Raw genomic sequence first — 19,348 nt, forward strand, 5'->3', positions numbered from 1 at the left:
CGTGAGCGGGGTCACTTCTTGTTGCCGATGACCGCCTCCATGACGCTCTTGGCGATGGGGGCCGCGAGACCGCCACCGGAGATGTCGTCGCGGACCGCCTTCTCGTCCTCGATCACCACGGCCACGGCGACGGGCGAGCTGCCGTCGGCGAGCTTGGCGTAGGAGATGAACCACGCGTAGGGGTTCTCGCTGTTGTCGACACCGTGCTGGGCCGTACCGGTCTTGCCGCCCACCTTGATGCCGTCGATCTGGGCGTTCTTGCCGGTGCCGTCCTGGACGACCGTCTCCATCATCGACTGCAGGATCTGCGCATTCTCCGCCGACAGCGGCTTGCTCATCTCCTCGGGGGTGGTCTTCTCGAGGGGATCGAGGTTGTTCGTCTGGATCTCGTCGACCATGTACGGCTTCATCAGCGTGCCGTCGTTGGCGACGGCCGAGGCGACCATGGCCATCTGGAGCGGGGTGGCGGCGGTGTTGAACTGGCCGATGGAGGACAGCGCGGTCTGCGAGGGGTTCATGTCGTCGGAGAAGACCGACGCGCTGGTGCGGACCGGGGTGAACTGCTCCTCGGTGAAGCCGAACTTCTTGGCCGCCTCAAGCATCTTGTCGTTGCCGAGGTCGGAGCCGATCTTGCCGAAGACGGTGTTGCAGGAGTACTGCAGGGCGACTCGCAGCGTCGCGTTCTTGCAGGGGATGTTGCCCTCGTTCTTCAGCGGGGTCGTGGTGCCCGGCATGGTCCACGGCAGCGGCGTCTTGGTGTTCTGGTCCGCGTCCGTGTACAGGCCGTTCTCCAGCGCCGCGGCCGCGGTGACGACCTTGAAGGTGGAGCCCGGCGGGTAGACCTCGCGCAGGGCCCGGTTGAGCATCGGGTCGTCGGGGTTGTTCTTCTTCTGGAGCTTCGCCCAGGCCTCTTCGTCGGACTTGCTGCCGCCGGCGATCGTGGAGGGGTCGTACGACGGGAAGGACGCGAGCGCGAGGATCTTGCCGGTGGACGGCTCGATGGCGGCGACGGCACCCTTGCCGCCCTGCTTCTTCAGGCCGTCGTAGGCGGCCTTCTGCGCGGCGGCGTTGAGGGTGGTGACGACGTTGCCACCCTCCTTGTCCTTGCCGGTGATCATGTCGAGGGTGTTGCGGAAGAAGAGCCGGTCGTCGGTGCCGCTGAGGATGCCGTCCTCGATGGACTCCAGCTGGTTGGCGCCGTAGGCCTGCGAGACGAAGCCGGTGACGGGCGCCCACATCGCGCCGTTCTTGTACGTGCGCTTGAACTTGAAGTCGCCCGTCGTCGTTTCCTTGTGCCCGGTGATCGGGTCGCCGCCGACGATGATGTCGCCGCGGGGTGTGGCGTAGCGGGCGATGAGGACGCGGCGGTTGTCGGGGTCTTCCTTCAGGGTGTCGGCCTTGACGTACTGCAGCCAGTTGTCGCGGATGAGCAGGGTGAGGATCAGCAGGCCGCAGAAGATGGCGATCCGGCGCAGGGGCTTGTTCATGACGGGCGGACCACCTGGGTCATTTCGGCGTCGGGGCTGGGGGCGGGGGCGGGCGCCGGGCGGCGTGCGGTGTCGCTGATGCGGATCAGGATGCCGATCAGCACCCAGTTGGCGATGACGGAGGAACCTCCGGACGCCAGGAACGGCATCGTCATACCGGTCAGCGGGATCAGGCCCATGACGCCGCCGGCGACGACGAAGACCTGGAGCGCGAAGGCGCCGGAGAGGCCGACGGCCAGCAGCTTGCCGAACGGGTCGCGGGCGGCGAGGGCGGTGCGCACGCCGCGCTCCACGATGAGGGCGTAGATCAGCAGGATCGCCATGACGCCGGCCAGGCCCAGTTCCTCGCCGAAGGTGGCGAGGATGAAGTCGGAGTTGGCGGCGAACCGGATGAGCTCGGAGTGACCCTGACCCCAGCCCGTGCCGAGGGTGCCGCCGGAGCCGAATGCCCACAGGGCCTGCATGGCCTGCTCGGAGTGGCCGTCGACGCCCTGTCGGCTGAGGGTGTACTCGCGCATCGGGTCGAGCCAGGCGTCGACGCGCTGCTGGATGTGCGGTTCGAAGGAGGCCACGCCGACGGCGCCGACCGCGGACATCAGCAGACCGAAGACGATCCAGCTGGTCCGCTCGGTGGCGACGTACAGCATGATGACGAACATTCCGAAGAACAGCAGCGACGTACCGAGGTCGGTCTCGAAGACCAGGATGAGGATCGAGATCGCCCAGACGACGAGGATCGGCCCGAGGTCGCGGCCGCGCGGCAGGTACAGGCCCATGAAGCGGCGGCTGGCGAGGGCGAGGGCGTCGCGCTTGACCATCAGGTAGCCGGCGAAGAAGACCGCGAGAACGATCTTCGCGAACTCGCCGGGCTGGATGGAGAATCCGGCGACCGAGATCCAGATCTTGGCGCCGTAGAGGTCCTTGCCGAGGCCCGGCACCAGCGGCAGCAGCAGCAGGAACAGCGCGCCGACCATGGAGATGTAGGTGTAGCGCTGCAGGACGCGGTGGTCCTTGAGGAAGATCAGCACCGCTACGAACAGTGCGATGCCCAACGCCGTGTACATCAGCTGGCGGGGCGCGGCGCTGCCGGCCTGCCCGATCTGCTGGAGCAGCTTGGACTGGTCGAGCCGCCAGATGGCGACGAGTCCGAGGCCGTTCAACAGCGTTGCGAGCGGCAGGAGCAGCGGGTCCGCGTACGGCGCGAACTTGCGTACGACGAGATGGCCGATGCCGGCCAGCAGACCGAGTCCGACGCCGTAGCTCAGGAGGCCGGCCGGTACCTGGTCGTTGATCGCCAACCCCACGTTGGCGTAGGCGAACACCGGAATGACAACCGCGAACACCAGCAGTGCGAGTTCGGTGTTGCGCCGGCTCGGTGCGCCGATCGCGCCGATCGTGGATGTGTGGTGCGTCGGCGAGTTCGTAGTACTGCTCATCGTGTGACGGGGCCTCTCACGGCTTGCCTACTGCGTGCCGCAGTTCGTGACGACCTTCTGCTCTTCCTCCGAGAGTGTGGGGCCGGGGTTCGGCGTCGCAGTTGGTGTCGGGGAGGTGGAGGTGGACGGGTTCGGATTCGGGGACTTGGACGCCGACGGGTTCGGCGTCGGTGTCGCCTTGGACGTAAGGGAGGTACGGGTGGTTCCCGTGGTGCCTCCGGCCTCGCCCTCGCCCGTCTTGGAGTTCTGCTCGCTCTCGGCGGCCTGCTGCTCGGACCGCTTCTTGCATGCGGAGGCCTGCACGGCGAGCTCGTCGATCTTCGCCTGGGCATCCTTCAGGCTGCCTTCGGCGATGGTCTCCTCGACGCCCTTCTGCTGGTACGGCGGCAGGTACTTGAGTTCGATCTCGGGGTGGTCCTTCTCCACCTTCGAGAGCGAGACCCAGGCCAGGTCCTGGCTGATCCCGCGGTACAGGGCGACGTGCTCGTCGTTGGCGCCGACGTAGTACTGGGTCTGCGTCCAGCGCCAGCCGCCGTACAGGCCGCCGCCGATCACACCGAGCGCGAGCGCGATGTAGAAGGATCTCTTCAGCCACTTGCGGCCCTTGCGGGGCTTGACGAAGTCGTCGTCGGTGTAGCCGAAGCCGTCGGTCGGGATGAACCCTGTGACGTCGCCGGAGCCGGGCGGGCCGAACTCGCCGCCCCCGCCGCCCTGTCCGGGGACCTGGCGGCCGAGGCCGGAGGCGCGTCCGGCCGGGGTCTGCATGATGCCGTTGTCGTGCAGGTGGTTCTGGTTCTCGGCGACGGCACCGACCACGACCGGGGTGTCGTGCAGCTGCCCGGCGAGGGTGTCGCCGGTGTCGAGGTCGAGGACGTCGGCGACGATGACGGTGATGTTGTCCGGGCCGCCGCCGCGCAGTGCCAGCTCGATCAGCTGCTGGACGGTCTCCTGGGGGCCCTGGTAGCTGGCGAGGGTGTCCTCCAGGGTCTGGTGGGACACCACCCCGGACAGTCCGTCGGAGCAGATCAGGTACCGGTCGCCGGCACGGACCTCGCGGATGGACAGGTCGGGGTCGACGTGGTCGCCGCTGCCCAGTGCGCGCATCAGCAGGGAGCGCTGCGGGTGGGTGGTGGCTTCCTCTTCGGTGATACGGCCCTCGTCGACGAGGCGCTGCACCCAGGTGTGGTCCTGGGTGATCTGCGTGAGGACGCCGTCGCGGAGCAGGTAGGCGCGTGAGTCGCCGACGTGGACGAGGCCGAGGCGCTGCCCGGTCCACAGCAGGGCGGTGAGCGTGGTGCCCATGCCTTCGAGCTGCGGGTCCTCCTCGACCATGGCGCGCAGCTGGTCGTTGGCGCGCTGGACGGCCGTGCCGAGGGAGGTGAGGACGTCGGAGCCGGGGATGTCGTCGTCGAGGGCGACGATGGTGGAGATCGCCTCGGAGGAGGCGACCTCGCCCGCCGCCGCGCCGCCCATGCCGTCGGCGATGGCGAGCAGGCGGGGTCCGGCGTATCCGGAGTCCTCGTTGCCCTCCCGGATCATGCCTTTGTGCGATCCGGCGGCGAAGCGCAGTGACAGACTCATGCGCACCTCGCCTGTCGGCTCCGGGTACATCCGCACGGTGCCCACCCTCCGGTCGGGAGCGCGCCGGGGCCCGTCGCGTGGGCCGCCGCTGCGTGCTCGCTCCGCTCGCTCATTGTCGTACTACTTCCGCAGCTCGATGACGGTCTTGCCGATGCGGATCGGCGCGCCCAGCGGAATCGGTGTGGGGGTCGTCAGCCGCGTTCGGTCGAGGTACGTGCCGTTGGTGGAGCCCAGGTCCTCGACGATCCACTGGCCGTCGCGGTCCGGGTAGATCCTGGCATGCCGGCTGGAGGCGTAGTCGTCGTCCAGCACGATCGTGCTGTCGTGCGCCCGGCCCAGGGTGATGGTCTGGGCCTGGAGCGCGACGGTGGTGCCGGTGAGGGTGCCTTCGGTCACAACCAGCTTGGAGGGTGCGTTACGGCGCTGCCGGCCACCGCCCTGCTGGCCGCGCTGCTGGGGAGGCGCCGCCTGCCGGGCGGCCTGCTGGGGCCGGCCGGCCTCGCGACGCGACCCGCGCTGGGTGACGCGCGTACCGAACAGGTCGCTGCGGATGACCTGCACGGCCACGATCACGAACAGCCACAGGACGGCCAGGAAACCCAGCCGCATGACCGTGAGGGTCAGCTCTGACATTGCCCCCGCTTCACCCTTCGGCTTGCCTATAGATAACGGTGGTGCTGCCCACGACGATCCGCGAGCCGTCGCGGAGCGTAGCGCGGGTGGTGTGCTGCCCGTCCACCACGATGCCGTTGGTGGAGCCGAGATCCTGGATCGTCGAGGGCGTTCCGGTCCGGATCTCGCAGTGCCGGCGGGAGACGCCGGGGTCGTCGATCCGCACGTCGGCCTCGGTGCTGCGGCCCAGCACGAGCGTCGCGCGGGAGATCTGATGGCGGGTGCCGTTGATCTCGATCCAGTAGCGGGTGCGTCCGCCGGCCGCGGGGGCCGTGGGGCGCTGGCCGCCCGCGGGCTGCGGGTAGCCGTAACCACCGGGGCGGCCGCCGGGGGGCGGCGCGGCCGGCATGGGCGGGGCTCCGGCGGGCGCGGCGGCCGGCGGGTAGCCGTAGCCGCCCGGGGCACCGCCGGGCCGTCCGGCCGGGGCGGCGGGCGCGGGAGCCTGCCGGCCCTGGGCCTGCTGGTCGGTGGAGCCGGCGAGCGTACGGCTGCGCACGCGGTACAGGCCGGTGTCGAGGTCGTCGGCCTTCTCCAGGTTGACCTTGATCGGGCCCATGAAGGTGTAGCGCTGCTGCTTGGCGTAGTCGCGGACCATGCCGGCGAGCTCGTCGCCGAGCTGGCCGGAGTAGGGGCTCAGGCGCTCGTGGTCCGGCGCGCTGAGCTCCACGATGAAGTCATTGGGGACGACCGTGCGGTCGCGGTTCCAGATGGTCGCGTTGTTGTCGCACTCGCGCTGCAGCGCTCCCGCGATCTCCACGGGCTGGACCTCGGACTTGAACACCTTGGCGAAGGTGCCGTTGACCAGACCTTCGAGACGCTGCTCGAACTTCTTCAGGACTCCCATGGGGCACCTCCTCCGTAGCCTGCTTCGTCCTGCATCCCGCCGGGCGGGTACTGCCTTACCTGGTACTGCTTACTGATCGTATCCACGCGCCGGTCAATCGGCTGGTTCCCCCTGTCGGCCCGGTCGACGGGTGTCGACGCCCTCGAAGTTCCCTGTGGAGCTCCCGTTCGAACTCCTCAGGGACACAGTCTTGCCATGGATCGTAGAGGGGGCCGCAGACCAGTGTCCCGCACCTGACTGTGGACCTGGACCGGCTCCTGGGGAGATGGGCGGTACCGGTACGAGGTTGATACGTGAACAGGTACTCGTTGATACGGAGCGGGCGGCGCCGCCGGTTGGGCAGTGTTCCGGGGCGGGTGCCGACTGTGCTGGTGGGCGGGCGCATGGCGGCTGCACGGCGGCTGCCTGGGGATAAGGGATGTGAACCCACCCTGGACGGCGTGCTAATGTTCTGGGTGTCGGAAGGCGCCAGGCCCCAAGGGGCAGAAGCCGGAAGACACACCCAATGCGCGGGTGGCGGAATAGGCAGACGCGCTGGATTCAGGTTCCAGTGCCCGCAAGGGCGTGGGGGTTCAACTCCCCCTCGCGCACCCTCGAAGAGGCGGCATCGTAGTCACGATGCCGCCTCTTCTGTTGTGTTCCTGCGGTGTTCTGCGGTGTGTTCTGTTGCGTTCGACACGTTGCCCTTCGGTAGGTGCCCGCGTCGGCCGTGACCTGTGATGAAGCTCTCAGGTCACGGCCCTGGTCAGCCCGCCGCGATGACCGTGGCGAGGGTCACGGCGGCCGGCAGTGCCTGGGCGAAGAGGATGCGGCGGTTGGCGGTGGCCGCGCCGTAGACGCCCGCGACGACGATGCAGGACAGGAAGAAGATCTGGGCGTGGTAACCGGTCGGGTCGTCGGCGATCAGGCCCCAGACCAGGCCCGCGGCCAGGAAGCCGTTGTAGAGACCCTGGTTGGCGGCCAGCTTCGCGGTGGAGCGGGCCAGCTCGGCGTCGAACCCGGAGAAGCGGCGGCCCGGGCCGCGCTGCCACAGGAACATCTCCAAGACCAGGATGTAGGCGTGCAGCAGCGCCATGAGGGCGACGAGGACGACGGAGATCAGATGCATGGGGTGATTGTGCCGGTGTCGAGCTCGCGTTCGACTGGTCGGTCTTTCGGTGGTCGGTCCTTCGGTCGTCGGTCTTTCGGCTGAGCCGCCCGTCGCAAGGCTGTGAACGGTGGCCGTTCGGCCGAGGTGGCCGATTCCGCCCCGGCGCGAGATTGGAGCTCCCCTTCCCCAGGAGCCCACCGATGCCACCCGAGTCACTCTCCTTCGTCGCCGGAGCCGGAGCCCCAGTCCGGCCCGGCGGTTCTGTTCTCGCTCCTCCCGCACGGCACAAGCCCCTCCAGGGCGGCCGTGAGTCGTCCGGAAGGGCTCCACGCGCGTGTGCCCGTGTGCGCCGGGCGTGCTGTTCTGGCTCGGGTGCGCGGGCTTCGCCCTCGCTCTGGCCCTGGTCACGGCGCTCATCCCGCACCGCATCTGGGGCGCCTGCGCGGCCGTCGGGTACGCCGTCGCGGCGGAGCTCGCCCGTCGGTCACCGAGCCCGTGGGGCAGGCGCAGTGCCGTAGCCGCACTGATCGGTTCCGTCGTGGTCCCGCTGACGCTGATGGTCGCCGTCGGTGCCGCGCAGTCGGAGGTGCATGTCGTCGAGCACTCGGGCGTCCTGCTGCTGGACTCGGGCAGCCCGTACGTGCCGCACCCGGCGAGCGTCGACGACTACAACCCGTACCTGCCCGGCATGGCGCTCTTCGGGATACCCCACGCGCTGTTCGGTGGTATGCCGCTCGCGGATGCCCGGGTGTGGTTCTGTGCGGCGTTCCTGGCGTGCATGCTGGTCGCCGCTCGGGGAGCGGGCCACAACTCCCCTCCGGGCGGTAACTCCCTTCCGGGCCGTAACTCCCTTCGCCGGAGTCCGCCTTCCGACAGGTCGGCGCGGCACACGAGGCGTCGACCTCGAACGCCGTACTGCTCCTCGCGGCCTTCCCGGCCGTCGCGCTGCCGCTGGCCGTCGGCGGGGTCGATCTGCCGGTGACCGGAATGATGTGCCTGGGGCTGGCGCTGGCCGGCCGGGGCGGGTCTGGTACGGCGGCCGGGCTGGCGATGGGGGCCGCGGCCGCGCTGAAGTGGACCGCCTGGCCGCTGCTGCCGGTGGGGCTGGTGCTGCTCGCGGTGACGGCGGGGCGGCGTGCGGCCGTACGGGCCGGGGTCGTCGCCGTACTTGTGGCCGTGCTGGCCGTGGTGCCGGTGGCCTGGGCCGATCCGCACGCATTCGTCGAGCACGTGGTGCTCTTCCCGTTCGGTGAGGGCGGGGTGCGCTCTCCGGCGGCCAGCCCGCTGCCCGGACACCTTCTGGCCACGTACGTCCCCGGCGGCTCTGTCCTCGCCATGGCCGCCCTCGCGGCCGCCGCGGCCGCCGCGGTCGGCGTCGCGGTGTCGTTGGCGGTACGCCCGCCCCGGACCGTCGTCGCGGCCGCGGACCGGCTGGCGATCGGGCTGGGGCTGGCGATGTGCCTGATCCTGGCGACCCGGTTCGGGTACCTGGTCTATCCGCTGGTCCTGGCCGCGTGGTTCCGGCGTGCGGAGCTGGTGACGGCTGCTCGGCGGGTGGGGCAGTGGGCGCGGGGCGAGCGGTTCGTGGGGGACGGGCATGCGTGCCGGGGGCGCGTCTCCGGCGCGGGTTGCGGTGTTGGCGGTGATCGGGCTGGTCGTGGCGCTGTGTCTGCCGTCCTCGACAGGGATGCCGGTGCGGGGATCGGCAGGGGCGTCCGGGGAGTCGACGACTCCCCGTGAGGCGGGGTAGCCGCCCCGCGCGGTCGTAGCCGGCTCGGGCGCACGCGCGCGTACAGCCCGTACCGCTGGGACGGGACCCTACGCGCGCGTGCCGCCATCGACCTGCGCGACTGCTAGGCCGCGAGCCGCTGTGCCAGCTGCTTCGCCTTCGTGGCGGCCTTGTCGAGTGCGCGCTCCCGGGAGGCCTCGAAGAGGGGGACCAGCTGGGCCATCTCGGGGTTGACCGGGGCCATCGTGAGCTCCGGGACGATGAACTCGACGTCGGCGCCGAGGAAGTCGGTCAGGATCGCCGACAGGTAGTTCTGCACGTACTCGTAGCCCTCGCGCGGAGTGCCCGGCGCGTAGGAGCCGCCGCGGCTGGCGACGACGGTGATCGGGGTGCCCTTGACCGACTGGGTCTCGCCCGCCGTGCGGCCCATCAGGACCACGTTGTCCAGCCAGGCCTTCAGTGTCGACGGGATCGTCAGGTTGTACATCGGGGCGCCGATCAGCACGGCGTCCGCGCTCTCCAGTTCCTCGATCAGCTTCACCCGCTCCGCGAAGGCGGCGGCCTGCTCGGGGCTGTGCGTGGCGGGATCGGAGAAGCCGGCGGTGTGAGCGTGGGCGGTGATGTGCGGCACGGGGTTCGTGGCGAGGTCGCGGTGGATCACCGTGCCCTCGGGGTGCTGTTCCTCCCACGTGCGGCGGAAGGCGTCGGTGACCGCGCGGGAGGCGGATGCGTCGGTGGGGAAGACCGAGGAGTCGATGTGCAGGAGCGTTGCCATGGAGATCTCCAGAGACGGGGCTGAATGCCGTACTGAAACTTCGTACTCGACTATGGATAACACAGTCACTTACTTTTTTTCATCCCGGTACGGGAGGCCAGTACCCTGGAGGCATGGCGGCGGGTGAGCGGAGTCACGAAGTAGCGGACTGCAAGCGGGTGGACGAGGGCATCTCCCGCGTCTTCCAGCTGCTCGGAAAGCGCTGGACCGGCCCGATCGTGTCCGTCCTGACCGCGGGGCCCGCGTACTTCGTCGCCCTGCGCCGGGCGATTCCCGGCATCAGCGAGCGGATGCTGTCCGACCGGCTCACCGAACTGACCGCCGCGGGACTCGTCGTGCGCGAGGTGTACGAGGGGCCGCCGCTGCGGGTCGTGTACCGGCTGACGGAGGCGGGTGCCGCACTGGAGCCCGCACTGACCGAGCTGGGCGGGTGGGCGAAGAAGCATCTGCCCGAGGGGGAGCGGCCGGAGGGCTGCTGAGGCCGGGCTCCGTGCGGGGGTCGGTGCAGGGGGGCGTGGCTTCGTGCCGGTTTTCCACAACCGTGTTTTCCACAACCGCGGAGTTGTCCACAGGGCCTGACGTGTTTCGGCCACCGGCTGTAACGTCGGCACGAGTTGATGTTCGTGCGTGAGCGGGGGAGGCGGTCGCCATGACCGAGGTCGGTGCGGAGACTGCGGTCGGTGCGGAGACTGCGGCGGAGGCGGCTGCGGTGGCGTCGGATTCGCAGTCGGCGTCCGAGTCGGCGTCGCGGCCCGTGGCGCGTCGGCTGCCCCGGGTGGGCGGCTTCGCCGAGTGGCCCGGGGGCGGGTCGCCCAAGGAGGAGGGCAAGGCGCTGCGCAGGCGGGTCCCGCGCGCAGAGCACGCGGTCCTCGATCTCGACACCGCCCGGCCCGACGCCGTGGCCGCCGTCGAGGAGTCCAACCGGGGCCGGCTCCCCGAGCTCACGCCGATCAGGGTCGGCCGGATGGCGGCGACGCCCTTCGCGTTCCTGCGCGGCTCGGCGGGGCTCATGGCGTACGACCTCGCCCGCACCCCCATGACCCGGATCCGCGCCCAGATCTGCGGTGACGCGCACGCGGCGAACTTCGGTCTGTACGGCGACGCGCGCGGTGGGCTGGTCATCGATCTGAACGACTTCGACGAGACGCTGTACGGCCCCTGGGAGTGGGACCTCAAGCGGCTCGCCGCCTCGCTGGTGCTCGCGGGCCGGGAGGCGGGCGCCGACGAGGACGCCTGCCGCAAGGCGGCGCACGACACGGCCGGCGCCTACCGGCGCACCATGCGGCTGCTGGCCAAGCTCCCGGTGCTGGACGCGTGGAACGCGATCGCTGACGAGGAGCTGGTCTCCCACACCGACGCCCATGACCTGCTCGGCACGCTGGAGCGGGTCGCGGAGAAGGCGCGGGCCAACACCAGCGGGCGTTTCGCGGCGAAGTCGACCGAGCCGACCGAGGACGGCGGCCGCCGCTTCGTCGACGCACCGCCGGTACTGCGCCGCGTTCCGGACGCGGAGGCGGCGGCGGTCGCGTCGTCGCTGGAGAGCTACGTCACCACGCTCTCCGAGGACCGCCATCCGCTCCTCTCCCGCCACGCGGTGCACGACGTGGCGTTCCGCGTGGTGGGCACGGGCAGCGTGGGCACCCGCTCGTACGTCGTGCTGCTCCTGGACCACCGGGGCGAGTCGCTGGTCCTCCAGGTGAAGGAGGCCCGCCCCTCGGCCCTCGTCCCGCACCTGGTGACGGCCGGCTTCGAGGTGCCGGAGGTGGCGCACGAGGGGCGGCGCGTGGTCCTCGGCCAGAAGCGGATGCAGGTGGTCAGCGACATCCTGCTGGGCTGGACGACGGTCGACGGACTCCCCTTCCAGGTACGCCAGTTCCGCAACCGCAAGGGCAGCGTCGACCCGGCCGCGCTGGCCGCCGACCAGATAGACGACTACGCCCGCATGACCGGCGCCCTCCTGGCCCGCGCCCACTCCCACAGCGCCGACCCCCGCTTGATCTCCGGCTACTGCGGCAAGAACGAGGAACTGGACGAGGCGATCGCCACATTTGCCGTCACCTATGCCGACCGCACCGAGGCGGACCATGCGGCACTGGTGGCGGCCGTGCGGGCGGGGCGGGTCTCGGCGGAGCTGGGGGTGTGAGGGGCGGTTCGCGCGGAGACGGGGTGTGAGGGCGGTGTGCGCAGAGGCGGGGGTCTGAAGGGGGGCGTGGCTCGCGCGGGTTCGCTCGCGCTGGTTGCGGTGAAGTACGGCGTCCCCGAGGGGCGGGGTTCGTGAGCCGGCCAGTGTCGTCGGCGCCCGGCCCGCAGGGGCGCCGGTGCACGTAGGGCCGGCCAGGGCGTGGCCTACGCTGGTCGGGTGACGACGCCCGAAGCTGAGCAGTCCCAGGCCGAGCCCGCTGGTGCGGGGACGCGGGGCGGTGCCGAGGTGCCCGCCGGTGGAGCCGAGCAGGGTGGTGAGGCGCAGATGACGGCCGAGGACGGTACGGCGCGGCCCGAGGAGCGGCTTGAGCGGGCCGTGCGGGCTGCCGAGCAGGCGTTGATCGAGTACGAGATCGCGGTGGAGACCTTCCGCGTCGAGGTGGAGAACTTCTCCCGGCTGCACCACCAGAAGCTCGGCCCGATGTACGCCCGCCTCGACGAGCTGGACGCCTGCATCGCCGAGGCGACGGCCGCTCGCACCGGCGACCCCGAGGACATCCGCAAGGCCGACGAGGCACGCGCCCGGGTGCTGCCGATGCCCGGCGTCGAGGAGCTGTTCCACGGCTGGATGGACGGCGACGGGCTGTCCCCGGAGGCCGCGGCGATGCTCACGGACCAGTCGGTACGGCCGCCCCAGCGCGTGCGCCCCAGCGACGAGGCCCGGAAGCTCTACCGCGAGCTGGCCCGCAAGGCCCACCCCGACCTCGCCCAGGAGGACGCCGAGCGGCGGCGGCGTGAGGAGTTCATCACCCGCGTCAACGCGGCCTATGCCCGCGGCGACGAGGCGCTGCTGCGGGAGCTGGCCGAGGAGTGGGCCGCCGGACCCGTGCCCAAGGAGCAGGGGCCCACCCCTGCCGAGGAGCTCTACGCCCGCCTCGAATGGCTCGCCCAGCGCAAGGAGATGCTCACCTTGGTCGCCAAGGACCTGGAGGAAAGCGCGATCGGCGCGATGCTCCGCATGGCCCCGGACGACCCGGATCGCCTCCTGGACGAGATCGCCGAGCAGCTCCTGGCCCAGGTGGCGGAGCGTGAGGCAGAACTGGCGGCACTGCTCGGCTAGGCGGTGCGGGTACGGGCCCAAGGGGCGCGAACAACCACGACGAAACCCGCACTCTCCAGACGGCCGTTCGCCGCTCCCCCTCAGGAGCCCCGGAAGGCACCCGCACTCGTCGGGTAGCGTCGCAGTCATGAACTTCGGATCTGCCGTACCCACGGTCGAGGTCACCGACCTCAAGGACGACGACTTCCTCCTGGATGTCCGCGAGGACGACGAGTGGCAGGCGGGGCACGCCGAAGGCGCCCTGCACATCCCGATCAGCGAGTTCGTCGCCCGCTACGGCGAGCTGACCGAGGCCGCCCCGCAGGACGCCCGCGTCCATGTGATCTGCCGCTCCGGCGGCCGCTCGGCGCAGGTCGCGATGTACCTCGTCCAGCAGGGCATCGACGCGGTGAACGTCGACGGCGGCATGCAGGTGTGGGCGGCAGCCGGGCGCCCCGTGGTGAACGACGAGGGCCGGCCCGGCTACGTCCTGTAGGGCAACGGGATCCGCCGGTCAGCCCAGCGGATGCGCCGCCAGCAGCTCCCCCAGCGCCTCCTCGTGCGCCGCCGCCGGGCCGAGCGCCAGCTCCAGGTGCTTGGCCCAGGCGTGGTACCGGTGCAGCGGATAGTCGACGTCGGCACCGAAGCCGCCGTGCAGATGCTGGGCCGTCTGCACGATCCGCCGTACGCCCTCCGAGGCCCAGATCTTGGCCACCGCCACGTCTCCCGAGGCGGGCAGCGCACCCGGCGCCCCTGATGCGATCCGCCAGGCGGCCTGCCACAGCGCGGCCTCCATCGCGCGCAGGTCGATGTAGCGGTCGGCGGACTGCACGGCGACCGCCTGGAACGTGGCGATCGGATGCCCGAACTGCTCCCGCTTGCTCGCGTACTCCGACGTCATCCCCAGCACCCGCTCGCCCAGCCCGAGCGCCAGCGCACACGTCCCGGTGGCGAGCAGCTCGCGCAGCCACTCCCACGCCCCCTCGGCGTCGATGACGTCCCGCGCCGCGAGCCGCACCGACTCCAGCCGCAGCTCCCCCAGCCGCTCCCCACTGGTCGAGAACTGCTCGGCGAGCGAGACCCCCTCCGCACCCCTCGGTACCACCGCGAGGACGGTCCGGTCGGCGGCCGTACGGGCCGGCACGACGACGAGATCGGCGTCGTACGCCCAAGGCACCGCGGTCTGCACCCCGTCCAGCACCCACCCCGACCCGTCCTCACGTGCGGTCACCGCGAGCTCCGCCGGGTCGTGGCCGGTGCGGCCGTGCGCGGCGACCGTCAGCACGACCTCACCGCGCCCCGCCCGCGCGAGCACCTCGGCCTTCAGCTCGGGGCCGCCGTACGTCTGGACGGCCGCCGTCGCGGCGCTGTTCTCCAGCAGCGGCACCCGTGCCAGCACCTTCGCCGACTCGCGCAGCACCAGGCACAGCGCGATGGCGTCCAGGCCCGCCCCGCCGTTCTCCTCCGCGAGCAGCAGGCTCAGCAGGTCCGCGTCCGCGAGGCGGCCCCACAGCGGGCGGTCGAAGTCGTCGGCGACGGCACCCGGCGTCAGCGCGGGAGAGGGCACGGCGTCCGGCGCGACCCCGGCGAACACCCCGCGCGCCGCCTCGGCCGCCGCCTGCTGCTCCTCGGTGAAGGTGAAGTCCACGGGTCCCTGCCCTTCCACACGCACGGCGATCTGACGGTGCGTCAAGATAGAACAGGTTCTAGAAGAAGGGAATGCCGCGTGGAGGAGCCGTGTCGATGACCCGTGTGGAGGACCCGCGTAGGGTCCCGTATGACGCCCGTACGGGCTTGTGGGACCCCCGTATGGTGTCGACGACCGCGGCCCGTCAGGGGCTGTGCCCGGCGGGTGGGCCCCAGTACCGTTCCCGTGCGAGCGCTGAGGCAGGACGGAACGGACCGGAATCGGGGAACGAACGGCATGGCAGACGCGTACGACGCAGGCTCGGCCGCCCCCCAGGGGCAGGAGCGGGAGCCGCAGGACGCGCCGCGCGCCGTCGCGCCCTCGCCCGCACTGCCCCCCGTCGTGCCTCCGCCCGCGTCTCCCATACCGCCGTCCCCAGAACCCCGCACCGGTGTGGCCGCCCTCTCCCTGCGGTACCAGATCGGCGCCGCCCTCGCCCTCGCGGTCGTGGCGATCGCCGTCTGTGTCCACATGGGCCTGGTCTTCCTGCATGTCGCCCCGCCGAACACGGTCACCAAGCAGCACGGCAGGGCGATCGACGACTGGATATACCCGGAGTTCGAACAGAACTGGAAGCTGTTCGCCCCCAACCCGCTGCAGCAGAACATCGCGGTGCAGGTCCGCGCCGAGATCAGCACCGGCGACGGCGACACCCGCACCACCCGCTGGTACGACCTGTCCGCCCAGGACGGCCGGGCCATCGACGGCAATCTGCTCCCCAGTCACACCCAGCAGAACGAGCTGCGCAGGGCCTGGGACTTCTTCGTCGCCACGCACGACGCCCAGAACCGCCCCATGGGCCTGCGCGGGGCCCTGTCCGAGACGTATCTGCGGCACATAGTGGAGCTGCGCCTCGACCGCGCCGGCGCGGCCGGTGAGGGCGGCGTCGTCGAACGCGTCCAGGTCCGCTCCCGCACCACCAATGTCCGCCCGCCGCAGTGGAGCGACGAGCAGGTCTCGGACCGGCCGACGTATCGTGTGCTGCCGTGGTGGTGGGTCCCGGCCGAGGAAACCGAGGGGAACGCCCGGTGAACCGCTTCTCCCTCGCGATCTCCTCCGGCATCGCCCGCGTCACCGAGTCAGCCCTCGGCCCGTACCAGACGGCCGTGATCCGCATCGGCTTCACCGCGACCTGGCTGCTGTTCCTGCTGCGCGAGTTCCCTCACCGCCAGGAGATGTACGGCCCCGACGGCCCCTGGGACTTCGGCCTGGCCCAGCAGCTGATCGGGACGAACGGCTCCTTCACCGCTCTGATCTGGTCGAGCAGCCACTTCTGGTTCGAGACCGTCTACGCCCTCGCCGTCCTGACCAGCGTCCTGCTGCTGCTCGGCTGGCGCACCCGCACGATGTCCGTGCTGTTCATGATCGGCGTGCTCTCGCTGCAGAACCGCTCCATCTTCATGGGCGACGGCGGCGACAACGTCCTGCACCTGATGTGCGTCTATCTCGTCTTCACGCGCTGCGGCCAGGTCTGGTCGCTGGACGAGCGCCGGGCGCGGCTCGAGCGCGAGACACGCGCGCGTGGCGAGCGGGTCGGGCCGGACCGGGCCGGCCCGGCCCTGTGGAGCGTGCTCGGGTTCGCGCTGGTCGCGGTGACCGCGGCGGGCCGTCTCGACGGCGACCTGACCGTGCCGGTGATCCTGTGGGTCGTCTGGCTGGGCACGGGCCTGTGGTGGGTCGTGGGCCGACGTGCGCGGACCGCCCAGCCCCGCATCCTGCTCGACGTCATCGGCAACATCGTGCACAACGGCGCCCTGCTGGTGATCATGGCCGAGGCCTGCCTGATCTATGCGACCGCCGGCTGGTACAAGATCCAGGGCTCCCGCTGGCAGGACGGCACCGCCGTCTACTACCCGCTGCACCTCGACTACTTCTCGCCCTGGCCCGCCCTCGCGGACCTGCTGTCCTCCAGCGGCACGATGGTGATGCTCATCACCTACGGCACGGTCGTCGTGCAGGTCGCCTTCCCGTTCACGCTGTTCAACCGGCGGGTCAAGAACGTCCTCCTCGCCGCCATGATGACCGAGCACGCCGTGATCGCGGTCGTCCTCGGCCTGCCGTTCTTCTCGCTGGCGATGATCGCGGCGGACGCGGTCTTCCTGCCCACGCCGTTCCTGCGCCGCCTGGGCGGCTGGGCGGCACGCGCGCGTGGACGGCTCTCGCGTCTGCTTCGGCGCGGCGACGACCGTACGACCCCGCCCGAGCCGCGAACCCCGGAGGGCCCCGAGCCCGCGCACGTAGGCTTCACGGCATGACCGTGACCTCCTGGAACCGGCTCGCCGAGACCGCCGTGCTGCTCGACGGCTTCCACGCCCTCAAGCACGCCGTGCGCTTCGGCGCCGAGGTCCCGGTGGCGGTCGCCGTCGACCGGGAGGGCACGCTCGCTCTCGCCGACGAGCTGGCCCCGGACGTACGGGACGCCCTGGACGCGCTCCTGACACAGGTCCCGGAGTCGACGTACACCTCGCTCGTTCCGCGCCCGCACCCCACCGCGGTGGCCGCCTTGGCGGTACGTCCGTCCCGCGCGGCCAACCTCGAGAAGCTGGCGCACACCCCGCGCACCGCCCCGGTCGTGGTCCTCGACAACCCGCGCAACCTGGGCAATGCCGGGGCCGTGATCCGCCTGGCCGCCGGCTTCGGCGCGACGGGCGTGGTCACCACCGGCACGCTCGACCCCTGGCACCCCACGGTCGTACGCGGCGGGGCGGGCCTGCACTTCGCGACGGCGGTGGAGCGGCTGGGCGTGGACGAGCTGCCACCGGGGCCGGTCTTCGCGCTGGACCCGGAGGGCGACGACATCCGGGGCATCAAGCTCCCGGACGACGCCGTCCTCGCGTTCGGTTCGGAGCGCAGCGGCCTGTCGGCCGAACTACGCGCGCGTGCCAATCATTTGGTGTCCCTGCCGATGCGGCCCCAGGTCTCCAGCTACAACCTCGCGACAAGCGTGGCGATGACGCTGTACCACTGGAGCCTCAGCGGCGTTTAGGCCTCCCGACGCACCTCGATGACCCGGAACCGGTTCGCCACGAACGCCCCGTCACACAGCGCGGAGTTCGCCGCAGGGTTACCTCCCGACCCATGGAAGTCGGAAAACGCGGCCGTCTGGTTGACGTACACCCCACCGGTCAGGTTGAAGGACAGCTGGGCCGACTCCTCCAGGCACACCTCCTGGATCGCCTGCTCGACCTCGTCGTCGGTCGTGTACGCACCGACCGTCATCGCGCCCTTCTCGCGGACCGTCCGCCGCAGCAACTCCACGGCGTCCGCGGCCGAGTCGACCGCCACGGCGAACGACACCGGCCCGAAGCACTCGCTCATGTACGCGGCCTCGTCATCCGGCTTGGCCCCGTCCAGCTTCACGATCACCGGCGTCCGCACCACCGCGTCCGGGAACTCCGGGTTGGCGACCTCGCGGGAGGCGAGAGCGACCTCGCCGAGGCCGGCGGCCGCGTCCAGACGGGCCTTGACGTCGGGGTTCACGATCGCGCCGAGCAGCGCGTTCGCGCGGGCGTCGTCGCCGAGGAGGCCGTCGACCGAGCGGGCGAGGTCGGCGACGACCTCGTCGAAGGTCCTCGGCCCCTCGTCGGTGCGGATGCCGTCGCGAGGGATGAGCAGGTTCTGCGGGGTGGTGCACATCTGGCCGCTGTACAGGGACAGCGAGAAGGCCAGGTTGGACAGCATCCCCTTGTAGTTGTCCGTGGAGTGGACGATCACCGTGTTGACGCCGGCCTTCTCCGTGTAGACCTGCGCCTGCCGGGCGTTGGCCTCCAGCCAGTCGCCGAACACCGTCGAGCCGGTGTAGTCGATGATCCGGATCTCCGGGCGGGTGGCCAGCGTCTTGGCGATGCCCTCGCCGGGCCGCTCGGCGGCCAGCGCGACCAGGTTGGGGTCGAAGCCCGCTTCGGCGAGCACCTGGCGCGCGACCTGCACGGTGAGCGCGAGCGGCAGCACCGCGCGCGGGTGCGGCTTGACCAGGACCGCGTTGCCGGTGGCGAGGGAGGCGAACAGGCCCGGGTAGCCGTTCCAGGTCGGGAAGGTGTTGCAGCCGATGACCATCGCGATCCCGCGCGGCACCGGCGTGAACTGCTTGTTGAGGGCGAGCGGGTCGCGCTTGCCCTGCGGCTTGGTCCACTCCGCCGTGTCGGGCGTGCGGACCTGCTCCACGTACGCGTACGCCACCGCCTCCAGACCGCGGTCCTGCGCATGCGGGCCGCCCGCCTGGAACGCCATCATGAAGGCCTGGCCGGAGGTGTGCATGACCGCGTGCGCGAACTCGTGTGTCCGGTCGCTGATCCGCTTGAGGATCTCCAGGCACACCACCGCGCGCATCTCCGCGCCCGCGTCCCGCCACTGACGCATGCCGGAGCGCATGGCCGGCAGCAGGACGTCGATGTCCGCGTGCGGGTACTCGACGCCCAGCTCGATGCCGTACGGGGAGGTCTCGCCGCCCACCCAGTCGTCCGTGCCGGGCTGGCCGAGGTCGAGGCGGCCGCCGAGGAGGGCGTCGAAGGCGGCCTTGCCCGCCGCCGCGTCCAGGCTGCCGTGCTCGCCGTAGGCCTTGGGGTGCTCGGGGTGCGGGGACCAGTACGCGCGCGTGCGGATCGCTTCCAGCGCCTGGTCGAGAGTGGGCCTGTGCTTGGCGATGAGCTCGTGGGTGGTCAGTTCGGCGGTGGCCATGCGGGACCAACTCCTCGTTTCCTGAGCTCTCCGTTGAGCTCATGACCTGGGCAGAAACATGGGCAGGAACAGGCAGTCAGAGTTAGAGTAACCGAACGATCGGTCGGTTCAAGGGGGTCCGCCGCATCT

At 70.9% G+C, this 19,348-nt stretch carries 16 protein-coding genes, 1 tRNA gene and 1 pseudogene; 9 read left to right on the top strand and 9 right to left on the bottom strand.

Annotated elements, in window-relative coordinates; genetic code table 11:
• Positions 1 to 11: 11 nt before the first annotated feature.
• The 5 genes from ACQEV2_RS21440 to ACQEV2_RS21460 all read right to left on the bottom strand — a co-directional run bounded on the left by ACQEV2_RS21440 (position 12) and on the right by ACQEV2_RS21460 (position 6,020).
• Positions 12 to 1,487, bottom strand: a complete 1,476-nt coding sequence (locus ACQEV2_RS21440) for a peptidoglycan D,D-transpeptidase FtsI family protein (protein WP_433043745.1) — start codon at positions 1,485 to 1,487, stop codon at positions 12 to 14.
• Positions 1,484 to 2,923, bottom strand: coding sequence for an FtsW/RodA/SpoVE family cell cycle protein (locus tag ACQEV2_RS21445; protein WP_433043748.1), 1,440 nt, complete (start codon positions 2,921 to 2,923; stop codon positions 1,484 to 1,486). The genes ACQEV2_RS21440 and ACQEV2_RS21445 overlap by 4 nt, the downstream gene beginning before the upstream one ends.
• Positions 2,924 to 2,950: 27 nt before the next feature.
• Positions 2,951 to 4,534 (bottom strand): Stp1/IreP family PP2C-type Ser/Thr phosphatase, encoded by a 1,584-nt coding sequence (locus ACQEV2_RS21450; protein ID WP_433054659.1) that lies wholly within the window; start codon positions 4,532 to 4,534, stop codon positions 2,951 to 2,953.
• Between the two features lie 90 nt (positions 4,535 to 4,624).
• Positions 4,625 to 5,137 carry an FHA domain-containing protein FhaB/FipA gene (locus tag ACQEV2_RS21455; RefSeq protein WP_433043751.1) on the bottom strand — a complete coding sequence of 171 codons (513 nt, stop codon included), beginning with the start codon at positions 5,135 to 5,137 and terminating at the stop codon, positions 4,625 to 4,627.
• Positions 5,138 to 5,147: 10 nt separating this feature from the next.
• A complete protein-coding gene (locus tag ACQEV2_RS21460) occupies positions 5,148 to 6,020 on the bottom strand; it encodes an FhaA domain-containing protein (protein WP_433043754.1) in 873 nt (290 codons plus the stop codon).
• A 506-nt stretch (positions 6,021 to 6,526) separates the two neighbouring features.
• Here ACQEV2_RS21460 and ACQEV2_RS21465 point away from each other — a divergent pair.
• A tRNA-Leu gene (locus tag ACQEV2_RS21465) sits at positions 6,527 to 6,611 on the top strand.
• Between the two features lie 154 nt (positions 6,612 to 6,765).
• Here the strand turns inward: ACQEV2_RS21465 and ACQEV2_RS21470 are convergent.
• Complete coding sequence (locus ACQEV2_RS21470) at positions 6,766 to 7,128, bottom strand: DUF1304 domain-containing protein (RefSeq protein ID WP_433043757.1); 363 nt, start codon at positions 7,126 to 7,128, stop codon at positions 6,766 to 6,768.
• Positions 7,129 to 7,666: 538 nt separating this feature from the next.
• On the opposite strand from ACQEV2_RS21470, the pseudogene ACQEV2_RS21475 reads away from it, so the two are divergent.
• Positions 7,667 to 8,634, top strand: a pseudogene (locus ACQEV2_RS21475) (glycosyltransferase 87 family protein); the annotation flags it as partial.
• 329 nt (positions 8,635 to 8,963) lie between these two features.
• Here ACQEV2_RS21475 and ACQEV2_RS21480 read toward each other — a convergent pair.
• Complete coding sequence (locus ACQEV2_RS21480) at positions 8,964 to 9,614, bottom strand: FMN-dependent NADH-azoreductase (protein ID WP_433043760.1); 651 nt, start codon at positions 9,612 to 9,614, stop codon at positions 8,964 to 8,966.
• Between the two features lie 113 nt (positions 9,615 to 9,727).
• Here ACQEV2_RS21480 and ACQEV2_RS21485 point away from each other — a divergent pair, with 113 nt between their 5' ends.
• From ACQEV2_RS21485 to ACQEV2_RS21500, 4 genes are all read left to right on the top strand, one after another.
• Positions 9,728 to 10,093: a winged helix-turn-helix transcriptional regulator gene (locus ACQEV2_RS21485; protein ID WP_433043763.1), complete on the top strand. Its 366-nt coding sequence runs from the start codon at positions 9,728 to 9,730 to the stop codon at positions 10,091 to 10,093.
• A gap of 170 nt (positions 10,094 to 10,263) precedes the next feature.
• Positions 10,264 to 11,757 (top strand): DUF2252 domain-containing protein, encoded by a 1,494-nt coding sequence (locus ACQEV2_RS21490; protein ID WP_433043766.1) that lies wholly within the window; start codon positions 10,264 to 10,266, stop codon positions 11,755 to 11,757.
• Positions 11,758 to 11,973: 216 nt separating this feature from the next.
• Entirely contained in the window at positions 11,974 to 12,876 is a 903-nt protein-coding gene (locus tag ACQEV2_RS21495) for a hypothetical protein (RefSeq protein WP_433043769.1), read from the top strand.
• A gap of 127 nt (positions 12,877 to 13,003) precedes the next feature.
• The gene (locus ACQEV2_RS21500) at positions 13,004 to 13,351 is read left to right on the top strand and encodes a rhodanese-like domain-containing protein (RefSeq protein ID WP_433043772.1); all 348 of its coding nucleotides are present in this window, start codon (positions 13,004 to 13,006) and stop codon (positions 13,349 to 13,351) included.
• Positions 13,352 to 13,369: 18 nt separating this feature from the next.
• Here the strand turns inward: ACQEV2_RS21500 and ACQEV2_RS21505 are convergent, their stop codons facing one another.
• Positions 13,370 to 14,503, bottom strand: coding sequence for an acyl-CoA dehydrogenase family protein (locus ACQEV2_RS21505; protein WP_433054662.1), 1,134 nt, complete (start codon positions 14,501 to 14,503; stop codon positions 13,370 to 13,372).
• A gap of 276 nt (positions 14,504 to 14,779) precedes the next feature.
• Between ACQEV2_RS21505 and ACQEV2_RS21510 the strand changes: the two genes are divergently transcribed.
• Genes ACQEV2_RS21510 through ACQEV2_RS21520 form a run of 3 tightly spaced genes read left to right on the top strand, consistent with a single transcriptional unit; the run spans position 14,780 to position 17,528 of the window.
• Entirely contained in the window at positions 14,780 to 15,574 is a 795-nt protein-coding gene (locus ACQEV2_RS21510; RefSeq protein WP_433043774.1) for a DUF5819 family protein, read from the top strand.
• Positions 15,571 to 16,797, top strand: a complete 1,227-nt coding sequence (locus ACQEV2_RS21515) for an HTTM domain-containing protein (RefSeq protein ID WP_433043777.1) — start codon at positions 15,571 to 15,573, stop codon at positions 16,795 to 16,797. Before ACQEV2_RS21510 ends, ACQEV2_RS21515 begins: the two co-directional genes overlap by 4 nt.
• A complete protein-coding gene (locus ACQEV2_RS21520) occupies positions 16,794 to 17,528 on the top strand; it encodes a TrmH family RNA methyltransferase (protein WP_433043780.1) in 735 nt (244 codons plus the stop codon). The genes ACQEV2_RS21515 and ACQEV2_RS21520 overlap by 4 nt, the downstream gene beginning before the upstream one ends.
• Here ACQEV2_RS21520 and paaN read toward each other — a convergent pair.
• Entirely contained in the window at positions 17,525 to 19,219 is a 1,695-nt protein-coding gene (gene paaN / locus ACQEV2_RS21525) for a phenylacetic acid degradation protein PaaN (RefSeq protein WP_433043783.1), read from the bottom strand. The genes ACQEV2_RS21520 and paaN overlap by 4 nt on opposite strands.
• Positions 19,220 to 19,348 lie beyond the last annotated feature (129 nt).

Source organism: Streptomyces sp. CA-251387, from assembly GCF_050936625.1.
Taxonomy (GTDB): Bacteria; Actinomycetota; Actinomycetes; order Streptomycetales; family Streptomycetaceae; genus Streptomyces.